A 19,920-nucleotide genomic window follows, 5' to 3' on the forward strand; every position below is an offset into this window, starting at 1 on the left:
CTCCGGGCGCCCCCGAGAAGGCACCCGCCGCGTTCTGACCACCCCTCACCCACCGCACCCGAGGGCGGCACCCCGGAACAGGGGGTGCCGCTCCTGCGCGCCGCGTCTCACGGCAGTCGCCCCTCCGCGTTGATCTCTCTCACCCGCGCTCTCAGCACCTCCCCGAGCGCGACCGGCCGCACGTCGTCCGGCGGACAGTCCCACTCCTTGCCGCCGCCGGGCGGTCGTAGCTGTACGTAAGTGCCCACCCGGCCCATGACCCGGCCCACGCGCCCGTCCCGGACGTCCACGGCGTAGGCCCCCGGCTCCGGCGCCTCGTCCGGGCTCACGGCTTCAGCGCCTGGAGGAGGGCGGCGAGCCGCATCGCGGTGTCCAGGTTGCAACGCCCCAGGTCAACCAGCGGATACGGAGCCTCGCTCGCCAGCGACACCACGTCCACCCGCAGCGACGGCAGCGTGACGTCCACCCCTCCGAGGCCCTTGCGCAACTGGGCCACCACTTCTTCCGCGGCCCGCAGCCGCTCCGGCGATCGCACCACCATGTCCAGGCACCTCCACACGCTGAGTGTTCGCTTTCCTCACACAGAGTGGCCGATCGCGCACTAATCTGGGGCCGAAGGCGGCCCAACAACCCCATATGTACGACAGGGAGTTGCCATGCCCGGTCCAAAGGACCTCGATCCCTCGTCCTCTCCCCGCGCTCTCCTGGGCGCGGAACTCCGCCACGCGCGCGAGAAGGTGGGTCTCACCCAGGAGGAACTCGGCCAGCCGCTGTTCGTGAGCGGCTCGTTCATCGGCCAGCTGGAGGCGGGTACGCGGCGGATGATGCCGGAGTACGCCGTGAAGATGGACGAGATCCTGGAGACGGGCGGATTCTTCGCGCGGAACTGCCGGGCGTCGACGAAGTCGAAGTACCCGGACCACTTCGCGGAAGCGGCCGAGGCCGAAGCGATCGCGACGGCCATCAAGGAGTACGCGCCGCTACTGATCCCGGGCCTGTTGCAGACGGAACCGTACGCGCGGGCGATCTTCCGCGCCTACCAGCCGACCGCGACCGAGGAGGTGATCGACGGCCTGGTGGCGGCGAGGCTGGAGCGGGCGCGCCTGCTGGACGACCCAACAAAGCCGCTGTTGTGGGTGGTTCTGGACGAGGCGGTACTGCGCCGGACGGTCGGCGAGCGGGTGGAGATGGCGGGGGCGCTGCACCACGTGGCGGCGATGGTCCGCTGCCACCGCATCATCGTGCAGGTGTTGCCGTTCGAGGCGGGCGCGCATGCGGCCATGGACGGCGCCCTCAAGCTGATGACCTTCGAGGACGCGCCCCCGCTTGCCTACCTCCAGGGACCGGGGGCCGGGCAGCTGGAAGATGACCCGGCCACGGTCACTCGCCACCAACTGGCCTACGATCTGGTCAGGGCCATGGCGCTGTCACCCAAGGAATCCCTGGCCCTGATCACATCAGTGGCGGAGGATTACGCGCATGAAGATCAGCCCTGAGCATGACCTGAGCGCGGCGACCTGGCATAAGTCCAGCTACAGCGACGGCAGCGGCGGCGACTGCCTGGAGGTCGCCACTTGGCGCAAGTCCACGCACAGCGGCGGCGATGGGGCTGATTGCCTCGAAGTCTCCGACGACCACCCCGGCATCGTCCCCGTACGTGACTCCAAGAACGTCACCGGCCCGGTCCTCGTCTTCCCGGCCTCGGCCTGGTCCGCCTTCGTCGCGGATCTCAAGCGGCGGTAGACCCGGACGCACGACGACGCCTGCCCTCCACCCGGAGCCGGGGGCGGAGGGCAGGCTGCCACCGTCGGGGGTCAGAGACCGCCCGTGAACAGGAGCTTGTTGGGCGTGCCCGGGGTGACGCCCGACAGCGTGTTCTTGGTGGACGTGGTGTCGAGCCAGGCGGCGAGTTCCTCCGTCGTGGCCGTGGGGTTGGTGGTGTTGTAGAGCAGGGCGGTGCCGGCCACGTGGGGGGCGGCCATGGACGTGCCGTTCAGGGCTACGCTGCCGCCGCCGAACCGTGCCGAGACGATGGCCGTCCCGGGGGCGTACAGCTCCACGCAGGAGCCGTGGTTGGAGAAGGGCGCCTCCGCGTCCGCCTGGTCCGAGGCGGCGACGGTGACCACGCGCTCCGCGGACGCCGGGGAGACGTCGCACGCGTCCTTCGAGTCGTTGCCCGCCGCCATGACGGGCAGGACGCCGCTGGCCGCGAGCGTGTTGGCGGCGGCGTTGACCATGGGCGACTTGGGGCCGCCGAGGGAGCCGTTGAGCACGGCCGGCTTCGCGGGGTCGCGCGCGGCGTGCGAGGCGGCCCATTCGAGCCCGGCCATCATCGTGGCGTTGCTGCCGGTGCCCTCGCAGTTGAGGACCCGGACGCTGTAGAGGTCGGCCTGGCGTGCCACGCCGTACGTCCGGCCGCCGACGGTGCCCGCCACGTGGGTGCCGTGGCCCTGGCAGTCCCTGCCGAACAGCCCTTCCTCCGGGAACGCGTCGAAGCCGAATCTGGCCCGCCCCACGAACTCGCTGTGGCCGTAGTCGATACCGGTGTCGAGGATGTACGCCACGCCTCCGGCGCCGGTCGCGGTGGCGTTGAACTGGCCGTCGAGCGGCAGGTCCTCCTGGTCGATGCGGTCCAGGCCCCAGGACGCGGCCGGCCCGGACACCGTGACCTTGGCGTCCTGCTCCACCGCCGCGACGTTGGGGTCCGCGCGGACCTTGGCGAGCTGGGCCTCGCTGAGCTTGGCGACGAAGCCGTTCATCACCCTCTTGAAGCTGTACAACGGGGTGACGCCGACCTGGCTCGCCGCACTGGCGACGTCCGCCGCCGGTTTCACGGACACGAGGTACTGGCCGGGTACGGGTTGATCCGAGAGGTGCAGGGGTGCGATGTCGGAACGCTCCGCCGGGGCGGACGGCGCTGCCGAGGCGGACAAGGGGCCTACGGTCGCCAGGACGGCCGTGACGGCGGCCGCGAGGGCGATCCTCATGGGATGTGGCATGGTCCTGATGGCACCATGCAGAAACGATCAAGTGCAATCACTCGGTGTGGTGGTTTGAACACCTTAGGTAATTGCACCGAAGTGGGTGAACGCGAAACGCCCGAGGGCGGCACCCCCGCAGTGGGAGTGCCGCCCTCGGTCCGTACGTCAGTACGGCGATGGAACCGCTGATCCTGTGTGACGGATCAGAAGTCCATGTCACCGCCCGGCATGCCGCCACCGGCAGGCGCGGACGCCTTCTCCGGCTTGTCGGCGATGACGGCCTCGGTGGTGAGGAACAGCGCGGCGATGGACGCGGCGTTCTGCAGAGCGGAACGCGTGACCTTCGCCGGGTCGATGATGCCCTCGGCGATCATGTCGACGTACTCGCCGGTCGCGGCGTTCAGGCCGTGACCGATCGGCAGGTTGCGCACCTTCTCGACGATGACGCCACCCTCGAGACCACCGTTGACGGCGATCTGCTTGAGCGGGGCCTCCAGCGCGAGACGCACGGCGTTGGCGCCGGTCGCCTCGTCGCCCGAGAGCTCGAGCTTCTCGAAGACGGCCGTGGCCTGCAGCAGCGCCACGCCACCACCGGCGACGATGCCCTCTTCGACGGCCGCCTTCGCGTTGCGAACGGCGTCCTCGATGCGGTGCTTGCGCTCCTTGAGCTCAACCTCCGTGGCGGCACCGGCCTTGATGACGGCCACGCCGCCGGCCAGCTTCGCCAGGCGCTCCTGGAGCTTCTCGCGGTCGTAGTCCGAGTCGGAGTTCTCGATCTCGGCACGGATCTGGTTGACGCGACCCTGAACCTGGTCGCTGTCACCGGCGCCGTCGACGATCGTCGTCTCGTCCTTGGTGATGACGACCTTGCGCGCACGGCCGAGCAGGTCGAGACCCGCGTTCTCCAGCTTGAGGCCGACCTCCTCGGAGATGACGGTGCCACCGGTGAGGATGGCGATGTCGCCGAGCATGGCCTTGCGGCGGTCACCGAAGCCCGGAGCCTTGACGGCGACGGACTTGAAGGTGCCACGGATCTTGTTGACGACGAGCGTGGACAGCGCCTCGCCCTCGACGTCCTCCGCGATGATCAGCAGCGGCTTGCCCGACTGCATGACCTTCTCCAGCAGCGGAAGGAGGTCCTTCACGTTGGAGATCTTGGAGTTGACGATCAGGATGTACGGGTCGTCGAGCGACGACTCCATGCGCTCCATGTCGGTGGCGAAGTACGCCGAGATGTAGCCCTTGTCGAAGCGCATGCCCTCGGTGAGCTCAAGCTCAAGACCGAAGGTCTGCGACTCCTCGACGGTGATGACGCCTTCCTTGCCGACCTTGTCCATCGCTTCGGCGATGAGCTCGCCGATCTGGGTGTCGGCGGCGGAGATGGAGGCCGTGGAAGCGATCTGCTCCTTGGTCTCCACGTCCTTGGCCTGCTCAAGGAGGGCGGCGGAGACGGCCTCGACGGCCTTCTCGATGCCGCGCTTGAGGGCCATCGGGTTGGCGCCGGCGGCGACGTTGCGCAGGCCCTCGCGGACCAGAGCCTGGGCGAGGACGGTCGCGGTCGTCGTACCGTCACCGGCGACGTCGTCGGTCTTCTTCGCGACTTCCTTGACCAGCTCGGCGCCGATCTTCTCGTACGGGTCCTCGAGCTCGATCTCCTTGGCGATGGAAACACCATCGTTGGTGATCGTGGGGGCGCCCCACTTCTTCTCGAGGACGACGTTGCGGCCCTTGGGGCCGAGGGTGACCTTGACGGCGTCGGCGAGCTGGTTCATCCCGCGCTCGAGACCGCGCCGTGCCTCCTCGTCGAACGCGATGATCTTGGCCATGTGAAGTGGTCCTCCCGGACTGGGGTGGATTCTCCGGACCGAGTGGCGCCCGCGACGGACGGCCTGCCTGCCTGGTGGTTTTCCTTGTGCCACCCGGCCTGCGGGCCTCACCGGCCCGGTCCTTCTGTCACTCTCACTGGGAGAGTGCTAACAGTGCTACCGCCAATGATTAGCACTCGACCCCTTCGAGTGCAAGCGTCCCCCTCGGATGTGGACACACGTCCGGTGCCGGGCCCGGGCACGCAGGAAGGGCCTGTACCCGGTGCGGGGTACAGACCCTTCATGCGTGAGTGCGTCGGTGGCCGATCGCGCCGAGATCAGACGGCGAGCTTGACCATGTCCGCCTGCGGACCCTTCTGGCCCTGCGAGATCTCGAATTCGACTCGCTGACCTTCTTCAAGGGTGCGGTACCCGTCCATCTGGATCGCGCTGTAGTGGACGAAAACATCCGCACCACCGTCGACCGCGATGAAGCCGTACCCCTTCTCCGCGTTGAACCACTTGACGGTGCCCTGAGCCATGCCTAACTCCCCTATTACTGGCCCTTGCACAGAACCGCACTTCGCAGGTTCTGGGTCAGACTCCTCCGCCCTCCGACAGGAGAGGGCGTGCGCCGGAACGCGTCGACCGCCGCTGAATGTATCTGCCCAACTGCCCTCTGCAACAGGTCAATCCGACGAGAAATCTGGTCACGGCGGAACGCGCGAAAGCGAATAATTCTCAGGTTTCCCGGGCAAGTCGGTCCGGACAAGTCGCACATGGGCGGGCAATTCGGTCCGGTACTTCGACTGCTTCTCGTCGCGCGGGGCCGCATTCTCATATGCGCCCGGCACAGGCGACGGAGGGGGCTTCCCCAACTGTACCGCGCTCAACCATGCAGAATTGCCCCCTCCGCTTCTATGGCGGAGGGGGCAATCGGCGTGACTCGCGGTGCGCGAAGCGGTATCGCCCCGGGTGTGTGCGGAGCGGTCAGCCCCCGGCGACGGCCGGGATGATGGAGACGCCGGCGCCGTCCGGCGTGGCGGTCTCCAGGCCCTGCTCGAAGCGCACGTCGTCGTCGTTCACGTAGACGTTGACGAAGCGGCGCAGCTTGCCCTGGTCGTCCAGGACACGGGCCGCGATGCCGGCGTGGTTCTTCTCCAGGTCGGCGATGACCTCGGCGAGGGTCGCGCCCTCGGCCGCGACCTCGGCCCTGCCCTCCGTGTACGTACGGAGAATCGTCGGGATGCGGACGTTGACACTCATGCGAGGCCAGCCTCTCGGAAAGAGTCCAGGTTGGGGCGGATGACGGCGGACTGGCCCGTGGTCGGGGCGACCGCCTCAAGGGTCTTCAGGCCGTCACCCGTGTTGAGCACGACGGTGGTCAGGGAGGGGTCGAGCAGCCCGGCCTCGATGAGCTTCTTCGTCACGCCGACGGTCACACCGCCCGCGGTCTCCGCGAAGATGCCCTCCGTCTCGGCCAGCAGCTTGATCGACGCCACGACCTGCTCGTCGTCGACGTCCTCGACCGCGCCACCCGTACGGCGGGCGATGTCCAGGACGTACGGGCCGTCGGCCGGGTTGCCGATCGCGAGCGACTTGGCGATCGTGTTCGGCTTCTGCGGCCGTACGACGTCGTGCCCGGCCTTGAAGGCCGCCGACACCGGCGAGCAGCCCTCGGCCTGGGCGCCGAAGATCTTGTACGGCTTGTCCTCGACGAGGCCCAGGGCGATGAGCTCCTTCAGGCCCTTGTCGATCTTCGTGAGCTGCGAGCCCGAGGCGATCGGGATGACGAGCTGGTCCGGGATCCGCCAGCCGAGCTGCTCGCAGATCTCGTACGCCAGGGTCTTGGAGCCCTCGCCGTAGTACGGGCGCAGATTGACGTTGACGAAGCCCCAGCCCTCGCCCAGCGGGTCGCCGATGAGCTCCGAGCAGAAGCGGTTGACGTCGTCGTAGTTGCCCTCGATGCCGACCAGGTCGCCACCGTAGACGGAGGCCATGACGACCTTGCCCTGCTCCAGGTCGTGCGGGATGAACACGCACGAGCGGAAACCGGCGCGCGCGGCGGCGGCGCCGACCGCTCCGGCCAGGTTGCCGGTGGAGGAGCAGGAGAGCGTCGTGAAGCCGAACGCGCGGGCGGCCTCGACGGCGATCGCGACGACACGGTCCTTGAAGGAGTGCGTCGGGTTGCCGGAGTCGTCCTTGACGTACAGAGCACCGGTGACGCCCAGCTCACGGGCCAGGTTGTCGGCCTTGACGAGCTTGGTGAAGCCCGGGTTCAGGCTCGGCTTGGAGGCCACGTCGGCGGGCACGGGCAGCAGCGGCGCGTAGCGCCAGATGTTGTCCGGTCCGGCCTCGATCTGCTTGCGCAGGCGCTCTGCGTCGCCGAGAGGCAGCTCGTAGGCGACCTCGAGCGGGCCGAAACAGGAAGAACACGCGAAGATCGGGCCGAGTTCGAATCGTTCTCCGCACTCGCGACAGGACAGCGCGGTGGCGGGACCCAGGTCTACGGGGAGAGAATTCGTGGTGCTTGCATCGGCTTCAGCAGACTGCACAGCCATGGTGGCGAGGCCCTTTCTCCTCATCTTCCCCACGGCGCGTTTCGCCGTGAGACGGAATTGGCACCGTCCCCACCGTTACCTCGCGGTCGGCGGAATGGTTGCCGGGACTTCAACGGGCCGTTCCCTCTGTCCCTCTGGATGAGCGCTGTGGCACCGGATCTGGGACCCGGCGCGTTTGTCCCGCGGGCCCCCCGAGATGCGAGGGTCCTCCGCGTTGTTCAAGACTGTAACCGAACCCCCGGACGGTTGAGACAGTCGTCCGCACCGCGAGATGGATCACAGACGGGTCGTGCCACGACTCGCCGGACGAGGGAGAAAGCTCGTGCTGGAAGAGGTGGAGCGCTGGCTGGACCTGCGGTCCTGGTCCACGGCCGACCGGCCGCTGGACCGCCTGGTCGCGGCCAAGACGCGGCGTGGCCTCACCGTCAGCGTGGTGCTGCCCGCCCTCGACGAGGAGGAGACGGTCGGCGACATCGTCGCGGCGATACGCCACGAGCTGATGGAGGCCGTGCCCCTGGTGGACGAGCTGGTCGTCCTCGACTCCGGCTCGAAGGACCGTACGGCGCAGGTCGCGACGGCCGCGGGGGCGCGGGTCGTGCACCGGGACGCCGTACTGACCCGGATACCGGCCCTGCCCGGCAAGGGCGAGGTGCTGTGGCGGTCGCTGTTCGTCACGGACGGTGACATCGTGTGCTTCATCGACTCGGACCTGAAGGACTTCTCCGCCTCGTTCGTCTCGGGCATCGTCGGACCGCTCCTCACCGAGCCCGACGTGCACTTCGTCAAGGCGATGTACGACCGGCCGCTGGGCGAGGCCACAGGCCAGGGCGGGCGGGTGACGGAGCTGGTGGCGCGCCCGATCCTGAACCTGCACTGGCCGCAGCTGGCCGGCTTCGTGCAGCCGCTGGGCGGCGAGTACGCCGTACGCCGCTCGCTCCTCGAACGGCTGCCCTTCCCGGTCGGTTACGGAGTGGAACTGGGGCTTCTGGTCGACTCCCTCCACACGGTCGGCCTCGACGCGCTGGCCCAGGTCGACGTCGGCGTGCGCAAGCACCGCCACCAGGACGGGCAGGCGCTGGGGCGGATGGCCGCCACGATCTACCGGACGGCCCACCTGCGGCTGGCGCGCGGCAACCTGGTGCGGCCGGCGCTGACGCAGTTCGAGCGGGGCTCGGACGGGCTCGGCTTCGTACCGCGCACGCACGCGGTCGACACGGAGGAGCGGCCGCCGATGTGCGAGATCGACGAGTACGCGACGCGGCGGGTGGCCTGAGCGCCGCTGTGGCCGGTGTGAGCCGTACGCACGTTTGAGGGCTTCCCGGACGGGCTAGGTTCGCCACATGGTCTCCGAGCGCGCTGCACAGGTTCTCGTCGCTTCCAATCGCGGCCCGGTTTCGTACACGCTCCGGGAGGACGGCACGCTGGCCGCCAAGCGGGGCGGCGGCGGACTCGTCTCGGGCCTCTCGGCGATCGGGTCGGACGCCGACTCGCTGTGGGTGTGCGCGGCGCTCGGCGACGGCGACCGGGAGGCGGTGCGGCGCGGGACGGGCACGGCGGGCGTACGGATGCTCGACATCGACGCCGGGGTGCACGCGGACGCCTACAACGGCATCGCGAACTCCGTGCTGTGGTTCGTCCACCACATGCTCTACCAGACGCCGCTGGAGCCGGCCTTCGACGCGGAGTTCCGGCGGCAGTGGGCGGCGTACGAGACGTACAACCGCGCCTTCGCCGACGCGCTGGCCGCCGAGGCGGCGCCGGGCGCGGCGGTGCTGGTGCAGGACTACCACCTGTGCCTGGTGCCGGGCATGCTGCGCGAGCTGCGCCCCGACCTGCGGATCGGCCACTTCACGCACACGCCGTGGGCGCCGGTCGACTACTTCCGCCTGCTGCCGGACGACATCGCGCGCCGGCTCCTGCGGGGGCTGCTCGGCGCGGACCGGGTGGCGTTCCTGACCCGGCGCTGGGCGGACGCGTTCGCCGCGTGCGCGGTGGACGTGCTGGGCGCGGACGCCCTGGACGGTACGGCGGTGGGGGTGCACGGCCTGGGCGCGGACGCGGACTTCCTGCGGGAGCGGGCGCACCAGGAGGACGTGAACGAGTGGATCGTCCGGCTGCGGGAGCGGGTCGGGGAGGGGCGCAGGACCGTGGTGCGGGTGGACCGTACGGAACTGTCCAAGAACATCGTCCGCGGCCTGCTCGCGTACCGGCAGCTGCTGGCGGACCGGCCCGAGTGGCGCGGCCAGGTCGTGCACATCGCCTTCGCCTATCCCTCGCGGCAGGACCTGGCGGTGTACCGCGAGTACACGGCGGCGGTGCGGCGGCTCGCGGACGAGATCAACGCGGAGTACGGGACGGACGACTGGCAGCCGGTGCTGATGGAGCTCGACGACGACTTCGGGCGCTCGCTCGCGGCGTACCGGATGGCCGACGTGGCGCTGGTCAACCCGATCCGGGACGGCATGAACCTGGTGGCCAAGGAGGTCCCGGTCGTCTCGGACGCGGGGTGCGCACTGGTCCTGTCGCGGGAGGCGGGGGCGTACGAGGAGCTCGGCGCCGACGCGATCGTGGTGAACCCGTACGACGTGACGGCGACGGCGACGGCGCTGCACGAGGCGCTGACGATGGACCCCGCCGAACGCTCACAGCGCACGAAGCGCCTGGCCGCGGCGTCCACGGCACTGCCTCCGACGGCGTGGTTCCTGGACCAGCTCGCGGCCCTGACGCAGGGCTAGGCCCCGGCCCTCGAACGCCCCGCGCGGGCGAACCCCGCCCGCGCCCGCGGGTCAGGTCCCGGCGGGGGGCGACGCCAGCGCCGTCAGGAGCGCGACGACTCCCGCCGGGCCGTCCACCACCAGGTCCGCGCGGTCCGCCAGGGCCGGGACCTCGTTCCCGCTGCACACCAGCAGGCCCGGAATCCCTTCCGTGCGCAGCTTCTCCACCGTCGAGAAGGCGGCGACGTCTCCCAGGTCGTCCCCCGCGTACAGGACCGAGCCCGCCCCCACCTCCCGGACGTACTCCGCGAGCGCCACGCCCTTGTCGACGCCGGGCGGGCGCAACTCCAGTACCAGGCGGCCGGGTTCGACGATCAGGCCGTGGCGGGCCGCCAGTTCCGCGAGCGGCAGGCGCAGCGACTCGAACGCCCGCACCGGGTCCTCCGCCCGGCGCGTGTGCACGGCGACGGCCTGCCCCTTCTCCTCGATCCACGAGCCGCGCCACGCGCCGATGCCGTCGAGGAACCCGGGGAGTTCGGCGCGTGCGGCCTGCACGCCGGGGTGCGCGGCGGGCGCGCGGACCGTCCCGCTGACGGCGTCCCAGCGCTCGGCGCCGTAATGGCCGAGTACGACGAGGTGTTCGAGACCCGGGACTCCGGCGAAGCCGCCGTAACGGACCGCCACACCGGCCGGCCGGCCGGTGATCACGGCGACCGAGGCGACCCGGGGCGCGAGGGCGGCGAGCGCCCCCACCGCGCCGGGATGCGCGCGGGACTGCTCGGGGTCGGGGACGATGTCGGCCAGCGTGCCGTCGAAGTCGAGGGCGATCAGCGCCCGGTCCGGCGCGGCCAGCAGCGCGGCGAGGCCGTCACGGCCGGCGGGGGTCGCGGGCGTGAACGCGGTCGGCAGGGGGTGCGGTTGCGGTTGCGGTTGGCTGCCCATGCCCCCTGACCCTACCGGCGGCGGCTCCGCTCGGCACCGGGCCCCGCGCCCACCGGCCGCTCGGCCAACGGCCGCGCCTCAGCGGCGCTCGCGCCGGGCGTCGCGGACCCGGCGCAGGCGGTTGACCGTGACGGGGTCGTGGGCCAGGGCGCGCGGATCGTCGAGCAGGGCGTTGAGGAGCTGGTAGTAGCGGGTCGGCGAGATGCCGAGCTGTTCCCGCACCGCCCGCTCCTTGGCCCCGGGCCCCGGCCACGACCGCCGCTCGACGGCGAGCACGGCGCGATCCCGCTCGCCCAGCCCGTCGGCGGGGGCGTCGGCGGGATCGTCCGGGGCGTTAGGCATATCAGCAGTCTAGAGCGGCGCCCTATTCGGCGTTCTCCATCGCCGACGCCTCGCGGCCGATCGCCGTCAGCGTCCCGGTCGGGTTGCCGTTGGGGCCGACGGCCGTGCCGATCTGCTTCTTGACGCTCTCGCTGACCTTCGCCCACGAGGTCTTGCCGACCGGGTAGAGGGTCGACTCGGGCAGCGCGGCCAGGAACGGCCACAGGTTCTTGTGCGCCGGGTCCGCGCTCATCGCCTCGGAGGCGGAGACGGTGACCGGCAGCAGGTCGTACTCGTCGGCGAACTTCAGCACGTTCTCGTCGCTGTACGCGAAGTCGAGGAACTTGCCGATCTCACCGGCGTGGCCGTTCTGCTTGAAGCCCATCATCCAGTCGGCGACGCCCATGCTCGACCGCGCCTTGCCCTTGGGACCCGGCAGCGGCACCATCCCGACCTTGACGCCCTTCTTCCCGGCCTGCTGGAGGAGCGAGGGGTGGCCGTTGAGCATGCCGACCTCGCCGTTGGCGAACGCGGTGAAGGCGGGCTTGCGGTCGAGCTCGGCGGGGGCGACGGGACCGGTCAGCCCCTCCCCCACGAGGGTGTTCTTCAGCCAGCCGAAGACCTCGACGTTCTGCTCGGAGTCGATCGTGTACGTACCGACCGAGTCGGTGTAGCCGCCGCCGTTGCTGAGCATCCACATCATGGTCTCGGCCTGCGCCTCCTCGTTGCCGAGGGGCAGCGCGAACGGGTACTTCACGCCGCGTGCCTTGAGCGCCTTGGCCGCCGTCTCGATGCCGTCCCACGTCTTGGGGGGTTCGAGGCCGGCCTGGGTGAAGAGCTTCTGGTTGTAGAAGAGCAGGCGGGTGCTGGCGACGAACGGTATGCCGTACTGGACCCGGCCGACCTCGCCCGCCTCGGCCAGCGGGGCGAGCATGTTGGCCTGGACGGGGATGGAGAGCATCTCGTCGGCCGAGTACAGCTTGCCGTCGGCGGCGTAGTCGGCGTACGCGCCGATCTGGGCGATGTCGGGGGCCTTGCCGGCCTCGACCATCTCGGCGACCTCGCGGTCGACGTCCTTCCAGTCGTGGATGGTGACGTCGACCTTGATGCCCTTGTTCTCGGCCTCGAACGCCTCGGCGACACCGTCCCAGTACCGCTTGGTGCTGTCGCCGCCCTCGGGGTCGTAGTCCGCCGCCACGAGCGTGAGTGTGACGTCACCGCCGTCCGAGCCCGAGCAACCCGCCAGGGCCACTGTCATGCCCAGTGCTACCACGGTCGCGGTCCAACCCAAGAAACGCCGGTGCACAGCTCTTTCCCACCCGATTCGTTGTCCTACATACGTATGAGCTGCGATTTTCCCCCAGGCTGCGGCGGGCGGTCTACACCAGTGCGGTCTCACTTGTGCAACACCGGTCAACGCCCGCGCGACGCAGGGGTGACGACACGGACGCGACAGGACCCGCGAGTGGACTAGACCTTTCCTGGGTCGACGCGCGAGACTGTTCCCGTGAAACACGTCATCGCCCTCGATGTGGGCGGCACCGGGATGAAGGCCGCGCTGGTCGGCGCGGACGGCGCACTGTTGCACGAGGCCCGCCGGGCCACCGGCAGGGAGCGGGGGCCCGAGGCCGTCGTCGAGACGATCACCGCCTTCGCCGCCGACCTGCGGGCGTACGGCGAGGAGCGGTACGGCGAGAGCGCCTCGGCCGCCGGTGTGGCCGTGCCCGGCATCGTCGACGCCGAGAACGGCATCGCGGTGTACGCCGCCAACCTCGGCTGGCGCGACGTGCCCATGCGCGCCCTGCTCAGCGAGCGGCTGCGCGGCGTGCCGGTCGCGCTCGGCCACGACGTACGCACCGGCGGCCTCGCCGAGGGCCGGATCGGGGCGGGCAAGGGCGCGGACCGGTTCCTGTTCGTACCGCTCGGCACCGGGATCGCCGGCGCCATCGGCATCAACGGCGTCATCGAGTCCGGCGCCCACGGCTACGCCGGCGAGATCGGCCACATCGTCGTACGCCCCGGCGGCATCCCGTGCGGCTGCGGCCAGCGCGGCTGCCTGGAGCGCCTCGCCTCCGCCTCCGCCGTGTCCGCCGCCTGGGCCGCCGCCTCCGGCGACCCGGACGCCGACGCCGCCGACTGCGCGAAGGCCGTCGCGTCGGGCGACCCCCGGGCCCGCGCGGTGTGGCTGGACGCCATCGGCGCGCTCGCCGACGGGCTCGTCACCGCGCTCACCCTCCTGGACCCCCGCACGCTGATCATCGGTGGCGGGCTGGCCGAGGCCGGGGAAACCTTGTTCACACCCCTGCGGGCGGCCGTCGCGGAGCGCGTCACGTTCCAGAAGCTGCCCCTCATCGTTCCGGCGGCCCTCGGGGACACCGCCGGATGCCTGGGCGCGGGACTCCTCGCCTGGGACCTTCTCGCCACGGACACCGCGGACCCCACGCACGCCACAGAAGAAGCCACGGAGGTATCCGCCTGATGGCCGGACGCGCTGCAAGCAAGGTTCTCTCCGGCGCCCGGGTGGTGCTGCCGACCGGGACCGTGGAGAACGGCAGGGTCATCGTCGAGGGCGACCGGATCGCCGGCGCCGCCCCGGCGGACGCCCCGGCCGTGGACCTGTCCGGCCACTGGATCGTGCCCGGCTTCGTCGACATGCACGTACACGGCGGCGGCGGCGCCTCCTTCACCTCCGGCACCGCCGAGGACGTGCTCCGGGGCGTACGGACGCACCGCGAGCACGGCACCACCACCATCGCCGCCTCCACGGTGACCGGCGAGATGGACGTGCTCGCCCGGCAGGCCGCGCTGCTCTCCGAACTCGTCCAGCAGGGCGACCTGGCCGGCATCCACTTCGAGGGCCCGTTCATCTCGCCGTGCCGCAAGGGCGCGCACAGCGAGGACCTGCTGCGCGACCCCGACCCGGCGGAGGTCCGCAAGCTGATCGACGCCGCGCACGGCACCGCGAAGATGGTCACGCTGGCCACCGAGCTGCCCGGCGGCATCGACTCGGTGCGGCTGCTCGCCGAGCACGGCGTGATCGCCGCGATCGGCCACACGGACGCGACGTACGAGCAGACCGTCGAGGCCATCGAGGCGGGCGCGACCGTCGCCACGCACCTCTACAACGCGATGCCGGCCCTCGGCCACCGCACGCCCGGCCCGATCGCCGCGCTCCTGGAGGACGAGCGGATCACCGTCGAGCTGATCAACGACGGCACCCACCTGCACCCGGCCGCGCTGGAACTGGCGTACCACCGGGCGGGCGCGGACCGGGTCGCCTTCATCACGGACGCGATGGACGCGGCGGGCTTCGGCGACGGCATGTACGACCTCGGGCCGCTCGCCGTCGAGGTCAGGGACGGCGTCGCGCGCCTCGTCGACGGCGGCTCGATCGCGGGCTCCACGCTCACGCTCGACACCGCGTTCAAGCGCGCGGTGACGATCGACCGCCTCCCCGTCGAGGACGTCGTACGGTCCGTCTCCGCCAACCCCGCCCGCCTGCTCGGCGTCGACGACAGGGTCGGCTCGCTGGAGCCGGGCAAGGACGCGGACCTGGTGGTACTGGACGCGGACTTCACCCTCAAGGGCGTGATGCGCAAGGGCGCCTGGGTGATTGAACCCTAAGTAACCCCAAGTGGGGTGATTTCACCATCAGTTGATATCAAAGCGACACAGAGCGGTTGGCCCGGAGCCCTGGGCCAACCGCTTTCTTTTTGGCATGATCACCCCGACAGACGGCAGACGGTAGGCCCTTGGTGAAGGCGCCTTTCCACGGGGGTGGCACAGGTGATCCTGACGGTCACGCTGAACACCGCACTCGACATCACCTACCGCGTCCCGGCCCTCGCCCCGCACGCCTCCCACCGGGTGACCGACGTCGCCGAACGCCCCGGCGGCAAGGGCCTCAACGTCGCCCGCGTACTGGCGGCCCTCGGGCACGACACCGTGGTGACGGGATTCGCGGGCGGCCCCTGCGGCGCGGTCCTGCGCGACCTGCTCGCCCCCCTGCCCCCCGTCGACGCGCTCGTCCCCGTAGCCGGCCGCACCCGGCGCACCGTCGCCGTCGTCGACGCCGCCACCGGCGACACGACGCAGCTCAACGAACCCGGACCCGCCATCACCCCCGAGGAGTGGGCGGCCTTCCTCACCACGTACGCCGAACTCCTCGGCGGCGCCGACGCGGTGGCCCTCTGCGGCAGCCTGCCCCCGGGCATCCACGTCGGCGCGTACGCGGAACTGATCCGCCGCGCCCGCGCCGCCGGCGTCCCCGTACTGCTCGACACCAGCGGCGAACCCCTGCGCCGGGGCATCGCCGCCCGCCCGGACCTGGTCAAGCCCAACGCCGACGAACTCGCCCGGCTCACCGGCTCCCGCGACCCCCTGCGCGCCGCGCACGACGCCCGCCGCCGGGGCGCGCACACCGTGGTCGCCTCGCTCGGCCCGGACGGCCTGCTCGCCGCCGGCCCCGAGGGCCTGTGGCGGGCCGCCCCGCCCGCGCGCGTGAGGGGAAACCCGACGGGCGCGGGCGACTCGGCCGTGGCCGGGCTGCTCTCGGGGCTGGTCGAAGGGCTCCCCTGGCCGCAGCGCCTGGCGCGGGCGGTGGCGCTGTCGGCGGCGACCGTGGCGGCCCCCGCGGCGGGCGAGTTCGACGTCACGACGTACGAAGACCTGCTGGCGCGGGTCGAAGTCACCGAACACGCCACGGCGGCGTGACCGAGCACTCCCACCATCAGCACCAGGGGATCGCATGCCACTCGTCAGCACCGGTGAACTCGTCACCGCAGCCCGGGAGTCGGGCCGCGGCCTGGCCGCCTTCAACGTCATCACGCTGGAGCACGCGGAGGCGATCGCGGCCGGCGCGGAACGGGCGGGAGCACCCGCCGTCCTCCAGATCTCCGAGAACGCGGTGAAGTTCCACGGCGGCGACCTCACCGCCGTCGCGGCGGCGGCCACGGCCGTCGCCCGCGCCTCGGCCGCCCCGCTCTCCCTCCACCTCGACCACGTCGAGTCGGTGGAACTGCTGCGCGCGGCCCACCCGGCGGGCTTCAGCTCGGCGATGTTCGACGCCTCGAAGCTGAGTTACGGCGACAACGTGAAGGCCACCGCCGAAGCGGTCCGCTGGGGCCATGAGCGCGGCATCTGGATCGAGGCGGAGCTGGGCAAGGTCGGCGGCAAGGAGGGCGAGCCCCCGCTCGACGCCCACGCCCCCGGCGTACGGACGGACCCCGCGGAGGCGGCGGCCTACGTGGCGGACACGGGCGTCGACGCCCTCGCCGTGGCCGTCGGCTCCTCGCACGCGATGACGGACCGGACGGCGACCCTGGACCACGACCTGATCGCGGCCCTGCGGGACGCCGTACCTGCCCCGCTGGTCCTGCACGGCTCGTCGGGCGTACCGGACGAGGAGATCCGGCGGGCCCTCGCGGCCGGCATGGTCAAAATCAACGTCGGCACGGCCCTGAACACGGCCTTCACGGGCGCGGTGCGGGGGTACCTCACCGCGAACCCGGCGACGGTCGACCCCAGGAAGTACCTCGTCCCGGCTCGCGAGGCGATGACCGGGACGGTGGCGCACTTCCTGGGGCTGATGAGCCCCTAGGGCACGGGGATCACTGGATGTGACCGGCCTTGAGCTCCAGCCGGTCGAGGTTGGCCTCGCACTGGTCGCCCTGGCCGCAGGAGATCACGAACGTGTTCTCACCCTTGGTGAGGTTGACCCAGGCGAAGGTGTTGGTCCAGCCCTTGTCCCAGGCACCTTCCTCGGCGTGGGCGAAGTTCTTCATGTTCAGCCCGCCGCCGTGCGGCTTGCCGTTGACCGTCAGCGACGTCTTGGCGTCCTTGCCGGGCACGCCGTAGTCGATCGACAGCGTGTACGCCCCGGCCTTCGGCACCTTCACCGTCCAGGTCGCCGAGGCGCCCGGCGTGTTCAGCGGCACGTACGCGCCGCTGGACGACCTCGCGCCCGGAACCGTCTTGTCCGTGGACAGGCCGGGAGAGAGCTGGAGCAGCGCCGCGTCCTTCTTGGGCAGCTTGGCCGCCGGCTCCTTCGGCTCGTCCTTCGGGTCCTCGCTCGGCTTCACCGTCTCGCCGGTGCTGGTACCGCCACCGCCCGTGTCACCGGCCTGGGTGCCCTTGGCGTCGTCGTTGTTGCTGGTCAGCAGGGCGATGCCGATCCCTATGACGACCACGGCCACCACCGCGACCGCGCCGATCAGCAGACCCTTGGTGTTGGGGCCGCCACCGCGGCCGCCGACGCCACCGGAGTGCGAGTGCGCCACCGGGCGGGTGGGCGCGCCGCCGGGCTGCGTCTCGGGGGCCGCGTAATGGGCGTTGGGCTGGCTGTAGTTCTGCTGGCCGTGCGCCTGCTGCTGGGGCACCTGCTGGCCGTACTGCTGCTGGTACTGGCCGTGCTGCTGCTGCCCGTACTGCCGCTCACCGACCGTACGCACCTGGTTGTACGAAGTTCTGGGCACCCCGGGCTGCGAGGCCGGACCCGGGTAGCCGTAGCCGCCCGAGCGGGGCGGAACGGCGCCCGCCGCCTGCCCGTCCTCGTAGAGGTAGCCGAACGGATCGTCGTCCTCAGGCGTGCTCGTGCCGTTGTTCGCGGCAGTCATCCCTGGTCACTCCTCACCATGTTCGCCAGCCGTCGCCGACCCGGCGAGCCTACCCCGAACGGGCAACCCGAAGGTTTGGCGAAGACCACAGTGCGGTAGTGAGGGGTCTCTCAGCCCGCGCGCCTGTGAACCTTGGCGCGGGAGCGCTTCTCCACGTACATCCGCTGGTCAGCGGACTGCAACACCTCGTCCGCCGACATCCCGCAGCTCGCCCAGCCGATACCGAAGCTCGCTCCGACGCGGACCGCCCGGCCGTCGACCCGGATGGGCGGAATGATGGCGTTTCGCAAGCGTACGGCGAGGTCGGCGGCGTCCGCGCTGCCGAGGCCGTCGGCGAGAACGACGAATTCGTCACCTCCGAGCCGGGCGACCGTGTCCCCGTCCCGCACGCACGTCGTCAGACGGCGGGCGACCTCGATCAACACGGCGTCCCCGGTGTGGTGCCCGAAGCGGTCGTTGATCGACTTGAATCCGTCCAGGTCACAGAAGAGAACGGCGAGCCCCTTCGTGCCGTCGTCGACGCCCGCGCCCTGGCCCGCGCCCTCCGAGGTGGGCGCGACCATGTGGACGTGGTGGTCGAAGGAGCCCGCGTCCGTGTGCGGGTTGTAGTCGAAGTCGTGCTCGGGCACCGCCGCCGCCGACGGTTCGCCGTACGCCGCGTCCAGCGCCTCCACCGCCGTGGCGCGCACGGAGTGCGGGCGGCGGCACAGCCGGGCCGCGAGGCGCGAGCGCAGCTCGGCGCTGTTGGGCAGGCCGGTGAGCGAGTCGTGCGAGGCGCGGTGGGCGAGGTGCAGCTCGTGGCGCTTGCGCTCCTCGATGTCCTCGACGTGGGTGAGCAGGAAGCGCGGCCCGTCGGTCGTGTCCGCGACGACGGAGTTGCGCAGCGACACCCAGACGTACGTGCCGTCGCGGCGCGCCAGCCGCAGCTCGGCCCGGCCGCCCTCGGCCGACGTACGCAGCAGGGTGCCGATGTCCTCGGGGTGGACGAGGTCGGCGAAGGAGTAGCGGCGCATCGCGGAGGCGGGACGGCCCAGAAGCCGGCACAACGCGTCGTTCGTCCGCAGCAGCCGCCCGTGCTGGTCGCCGCCCATCTCGGCGATGGCCATGCCGCTGGGCGCGTACTCGAAAGCCTGGCGGAAGGATTCCTCACTGGCGCGCAGGGCCTGCTGCTCACGCTCCAGGCGGACCAGGGCGCGCTGCATGTTTGCGCGAAGCCGGGCGTTACTGATCGCAATGGCGGCCTGGGACGCGTACATCTGGAGCGCCTCCTGCCCCCAGGCGCCGGGGTGCCGGCCGTTGCGGGGCCGGTCGACGGAAATGACGCCGAGGAGCTCCTGGCCGCCGCCGGACGCGTACATCGGGGCGTAGAGGCGGTCGTGCGGATGCCACTCGTCGGCGAAGCGGGGCTCGGGGCCGTCCGTGTGCCACTGGGGCACGTCGTCGTCGAGGAGGACCCAGCCCTCGGTGTGCGGGATGAAGCGCAGGTCGCCCCATGCCTCACCCATGGACAGGCGGCGCTCCCAGGAGCCGCGGGAGCCGACGCGGCCGGTGATCAGGGCCTCGGCCGCCGGGTTGCCCGCGAAGGCCGCTATGACCAGGTCACCGTCGGGCTGGACGAGGTTCACGCAGGCCAGCTCGTACCCGAGACCGGCGACGACGCCGTCGGCCACGGCCTGGAGGGTGTCGGCCAGGCTGGTGGCCCGGTTCAGGTCGGCGACCACCTGGTGCAGCTGCCGCAGCGTCGCCAGGCGGACGTAGGGCTCGGACTCGGCCTCCATGTGTTCGCTCTCCCCGAGACCTCGACAGCAACTCCAGGATTCTCAATCGCCGCACTTGTTGCAGTATCACGGCCACTGAATCACAGCGAGCTGCCCACCCGGTACACAGGGTCAGCAAATACTCGGCTCTGTGACTCAAGTCACGTCAGAGGGCTGTCACTTATACACATCTGACGCTGCCGACGATCGCATAAGTGTAGATCT

Annotated in this window: 20 protein-coding genes and 1 riboswitch; of the genes, 8 read left to right on the forward strand and 12 right to left on the reverse strand. The window is 70.9% G+C overall.

What is annotated here, in order from left to right; genetic code table 11:
• Positions 1-107: 107 nt before the first annotated feature.
• Both E2E34_RS16455 and E2E34_RS16460 read right to left on the reverse strand, forming a co-directional pair.
• Entirely contained in the window at positions 108-329 is a 222-nt protein-coding gene (locus tag E2E34_RS16455) for a hypothetical protein (protein WP_138902664.1), read from the reverse strand.
• A complete protein-coding gene (locus tag E2E34_RS16460; RefSeq protein ID WP_138902665.1) occupies positions 326-541 on the reverse strand; it encodes a hypothetical protein in 216 nt (71 codons plus the stop codon). The genes E2E34_RS16455 and E2E34_RS16460 overlap by 4 nt, the downstream gene beginning before the upstream one ends.
• A 115-nt stretch (positions 542-656) precedes the next feature.
• Between E2E34_RS16460 and E2E34_RS16465 the strand changes: the two genes are divergently transcribed.
• Together E2E34_RS16465 and E2E34_RS16470 are read left to right on the forward strand one after the other, a co-directional pair.
• On the forward strand, positions 657-1,496 hold the full coding sequence (locus E2E34_RS16465; protein WP_138902666.1) for a helix-turn-helix domain-containing protein: 840 nt from the start codon (positions 657-659) through the stop codon (positions 1,494-1,496).
• Positions 1,480-1,743, forward strand: a complete 264-nt coding sequence (locus tag E2E34_RS16470) for a DUF397 domain-containing protein (protein WP_138902667.1) — start codon at positions 1,480-1,482, stop codon at positions 1,741-1,743. The genes E2E34_RS16465 and E2E34_RS16470 overlap by 17 nt, the downstream gene beginning before the upstream one ends.
• 71 nt (positions 1,744-1,814) lie before the next feature.
• Here the strand turns inward: E2E34_RS16470 and E2E34_RS16475 are convergent, their stop codons facing one another.
• The 5 genes from E2E34_RS16475 to thrC form a co-directional block, all read right to left on the reverse strand.
• Positions 1,815-2,987, reverse strand: coding sequence for a S8 family peptidase (locus E2E34_RS16475; RefSeq protein ID WP_138902668.1), 1,173 nt, complete (start codon positions 2,985-2,987; stop codon positions 1,815-1,817).
• Between the two features lie 197 nt (positions 2,988-3,184).
• Positions 3,185-4,807, reverse strand: coding sequence for a chaperonin GroEL (gene groL, locus E2E34_RS16480; protein ID WP_138902669.1), 1,623 nt, complete (start codon positions 4,805-4,807; stop codon positions 3,185-3,187).
• Positions 4,808-5,124: 317 nt separating this feature from the next.
• On the reverse strand, positions 5,125-5,328 hold the full coding sequence (locus E2E34_RS16485) for a cold-shock protein (protein WP_005315736.1): 204 nt from the start codon (positions 5,326-5,328) through the stop codon (positions 5,125-5,127).
• A gap of 448 nt (positions 5,329-5,776) precedes the next feature.
• Positions 5,777-6,052: a MoaD/ThiS family protein gene (locus E2E34_RS16490; protein ID WP_138902670.1), complete on the reverse strand. Its 276-nt coding sequence runs from the start codon at positions 6,050-6,052 to the stop codon at positions 5,777-5,779.
• Positions 6,049-7,371 carry a threonine synthase gene (gene thrC / locus E2E34_RS16495; RefSeq protein ID WP_386707690.1) on the reverse strand — a complete coding sequence of 441 codons (1,323 nt, stop codon included), beginning with the start codon at positions 7,369-7,371 and terminating at the stop codon, positions 6,049-6,051. The genes E2E34_RS16490 and thrC overlap by 4 nt, the downstream gene beginning before the upstream one ends.
• Positions 7,365-7,492: riboswitch (SAM riboswitch) on the reverse strand. (Overlaps the previous gene by 7 nt.)
• A gap of 177 nt (positions 7,493-7,669) precedes the next feature.
• On the opposite strand from thrC, the gene E2E34_RS16500 reads away from it, so the two are divergent.
• Both E2E34_RS16500 and E2E34_RS16505 read left to right on the forward strand, forming a co-directional pair.
• Entirely contained in the window at positions 7,670-8,620 is a 951-nt protein-coding gene (locus E2E34_RS16500) for a glucosyl-3-phosphoglycerate synthase (protein WP_138902672.1), read from the forward strand.
• A gap of 67 nt (positions 8,621-8,687) precedes the next feature.
• Positions 8,688-10,082 (forward strand): alpha,alpha-trehalose-phosphate synthase (UDP-forming), encoded by a 1,395-nt coding sequence (locus E2E34_RS16505; RefSeq protein WP_138902673.1) that lies wholly within the window; start codon positions 8,688-8,690, stop codon positions 10,080-10,082.
• 51 nt (positions 10,083-10,133) lie between these two features.
• Here the strand turns inward: E2E34_RS16505 and otsB are convergent, their stop codons facing one another.
• The 3 genes from otsB to E2E34_RS16520 all read right to left on the reverse strand — a co-directional run bounded on the left by otsB (position 10,134) and on the right by E2E34_RS16520 (position 12,582).
• Positions 10,134-11,003 carry a trehalose-phosphatase gene (gene otsB, locus E2E34_RS16510; RefSeq protein ID WP_138902674.1) on the reverse strand — a complete coding sequence of 290 codons (870 nt, stop codon included), beginning with the start codon at positions 11,001-11,003 and terminating at the stop codon, positions 10,134-10,136.
• A gap of 78 nt (positions 11,004-11,081) precedes the next feature.
• Positions 11,082-11,345 carry a DUF3263 domain-containing protein gene (locus E2E34_RS16515; RefSeq protein ID WP_138902675.1) on the reverse strand — a complete coding sequence of 88 codons (264 nt, stop codon included), beginning with the start codon at positions 11,343-11,345 and terminating at the stop codon, positions 11,082-11,084.
• A 22-nt stretch (positions 11,346-11,367) separates the two neighbouring features.
• The gene (locus E2E34_RS16520) at positions 11,368-12,582 is read right to left on the reverse strand and encodes an ABC transporter substrate-binding protein (protein WP_138902676.1); all 1,215 of its coding nucleotides are present in this window, start codon (positions 12,580-12,582) and stop codon (positions 11,368-11,370) included.
• A gap of 249 nt (positions 12,583-12,831) precedes the next feature.
• On the opposite strand from E2E34_RS16520, the gene E2E34_RS16525 reads away from it, so the two are divergent.
• From E2E34_RS16525 to E2E34_RS16540, 4 genes are all read left to right on the forward strand, one after another.
• On the forward strand, positions 12,832-13,803 hold the full coding sequence (locus tag E2E34_RS16525) for an ROK family protein (RefSeq protein ID WP_138902677.1): 972 nt from the start codon (positions 12,832-12,834) through the stop codon (positions 13,801-13,803).
• Positions 13,803-14,948, forward strand: a complete 1,146-nt coding sequence (nagA, locus tag E2E34_RS16530; protein ID WP_138902678.1) for an N-acetylglucosamine-6-phosphate deacetylase — start codon at positions 13,803-13,805, stop codon at positions 14,946-14,948. The genes E2E34_RS16525 and nagA overlap by 1 nt, the downstream gene beginning before the upstream one ends.
• 162 nt (positions 14,949-15,110) lie before the next feature.
• Positions 15,111-16,037, forward strand: coding sequence for a 1-phosphofructokinase family hexose kinase (locus E2E34_RS16535; protein WP_138902682.1), 927 nt, complete (start codon positions 15,111-15,113; stop codon positions 16,035-16,037).
• A 34-nt stretch (positions 16,038-16,071) separates the two neighbouring features.
• A complete protein-coding gene (locus tag E2E34_RS16540) occupies positions 16,072-16,923 on the forward strand; it encodes a class II fructose-bisphosphate aldolase (RefSeq protein WP_138902679.1) in 852 nt (283 codons plus the stop codon).
• A gap of 10 nt (positions 16,924-16,933) precedes the next feature.
• Here the strand turns inward: E2E34_RS16540 and E2E34_RS16545 are convergent, their stop codons facing one another.
• A complete protein-coding gene (locus E2E34_RS16545) occupies positions 16,934-17,938 on the reverse strand; it encodes a carbohydrate-binding protein (protein WP_138902680.1) in 1,005 nt (334 codons plus the stop codon).
• 110 nt (positions 17,939-18,048) lie between these two features.
• Positions 18,049-19,716 carry a diguanylate cyclase CdgB gene (cdgB, locus tag E2E34_RS16550; RefSeq protein ID WP_138902681.1) on the reverse strand — a complete coding sequence of 556 codons (1,668 nt, stop codon included), beginning with the start codon at positions 19,714-19,716 and terminating at the stop codon, positions 18,049-18,051.
• Positions 19,717-19,920: the final 204 nt, after the last annotated feature.

The sequence above is a fragment of the Streptomyces albidochromogenes genome (assembly GCF_005981925.1).
Classification (GTDB): Bacteria; Actinomycetota; Actinomycetes; order Streptomycetales; family Streptomycetaceae; genus Streptomyces; species Streptomyces albidochromogenes.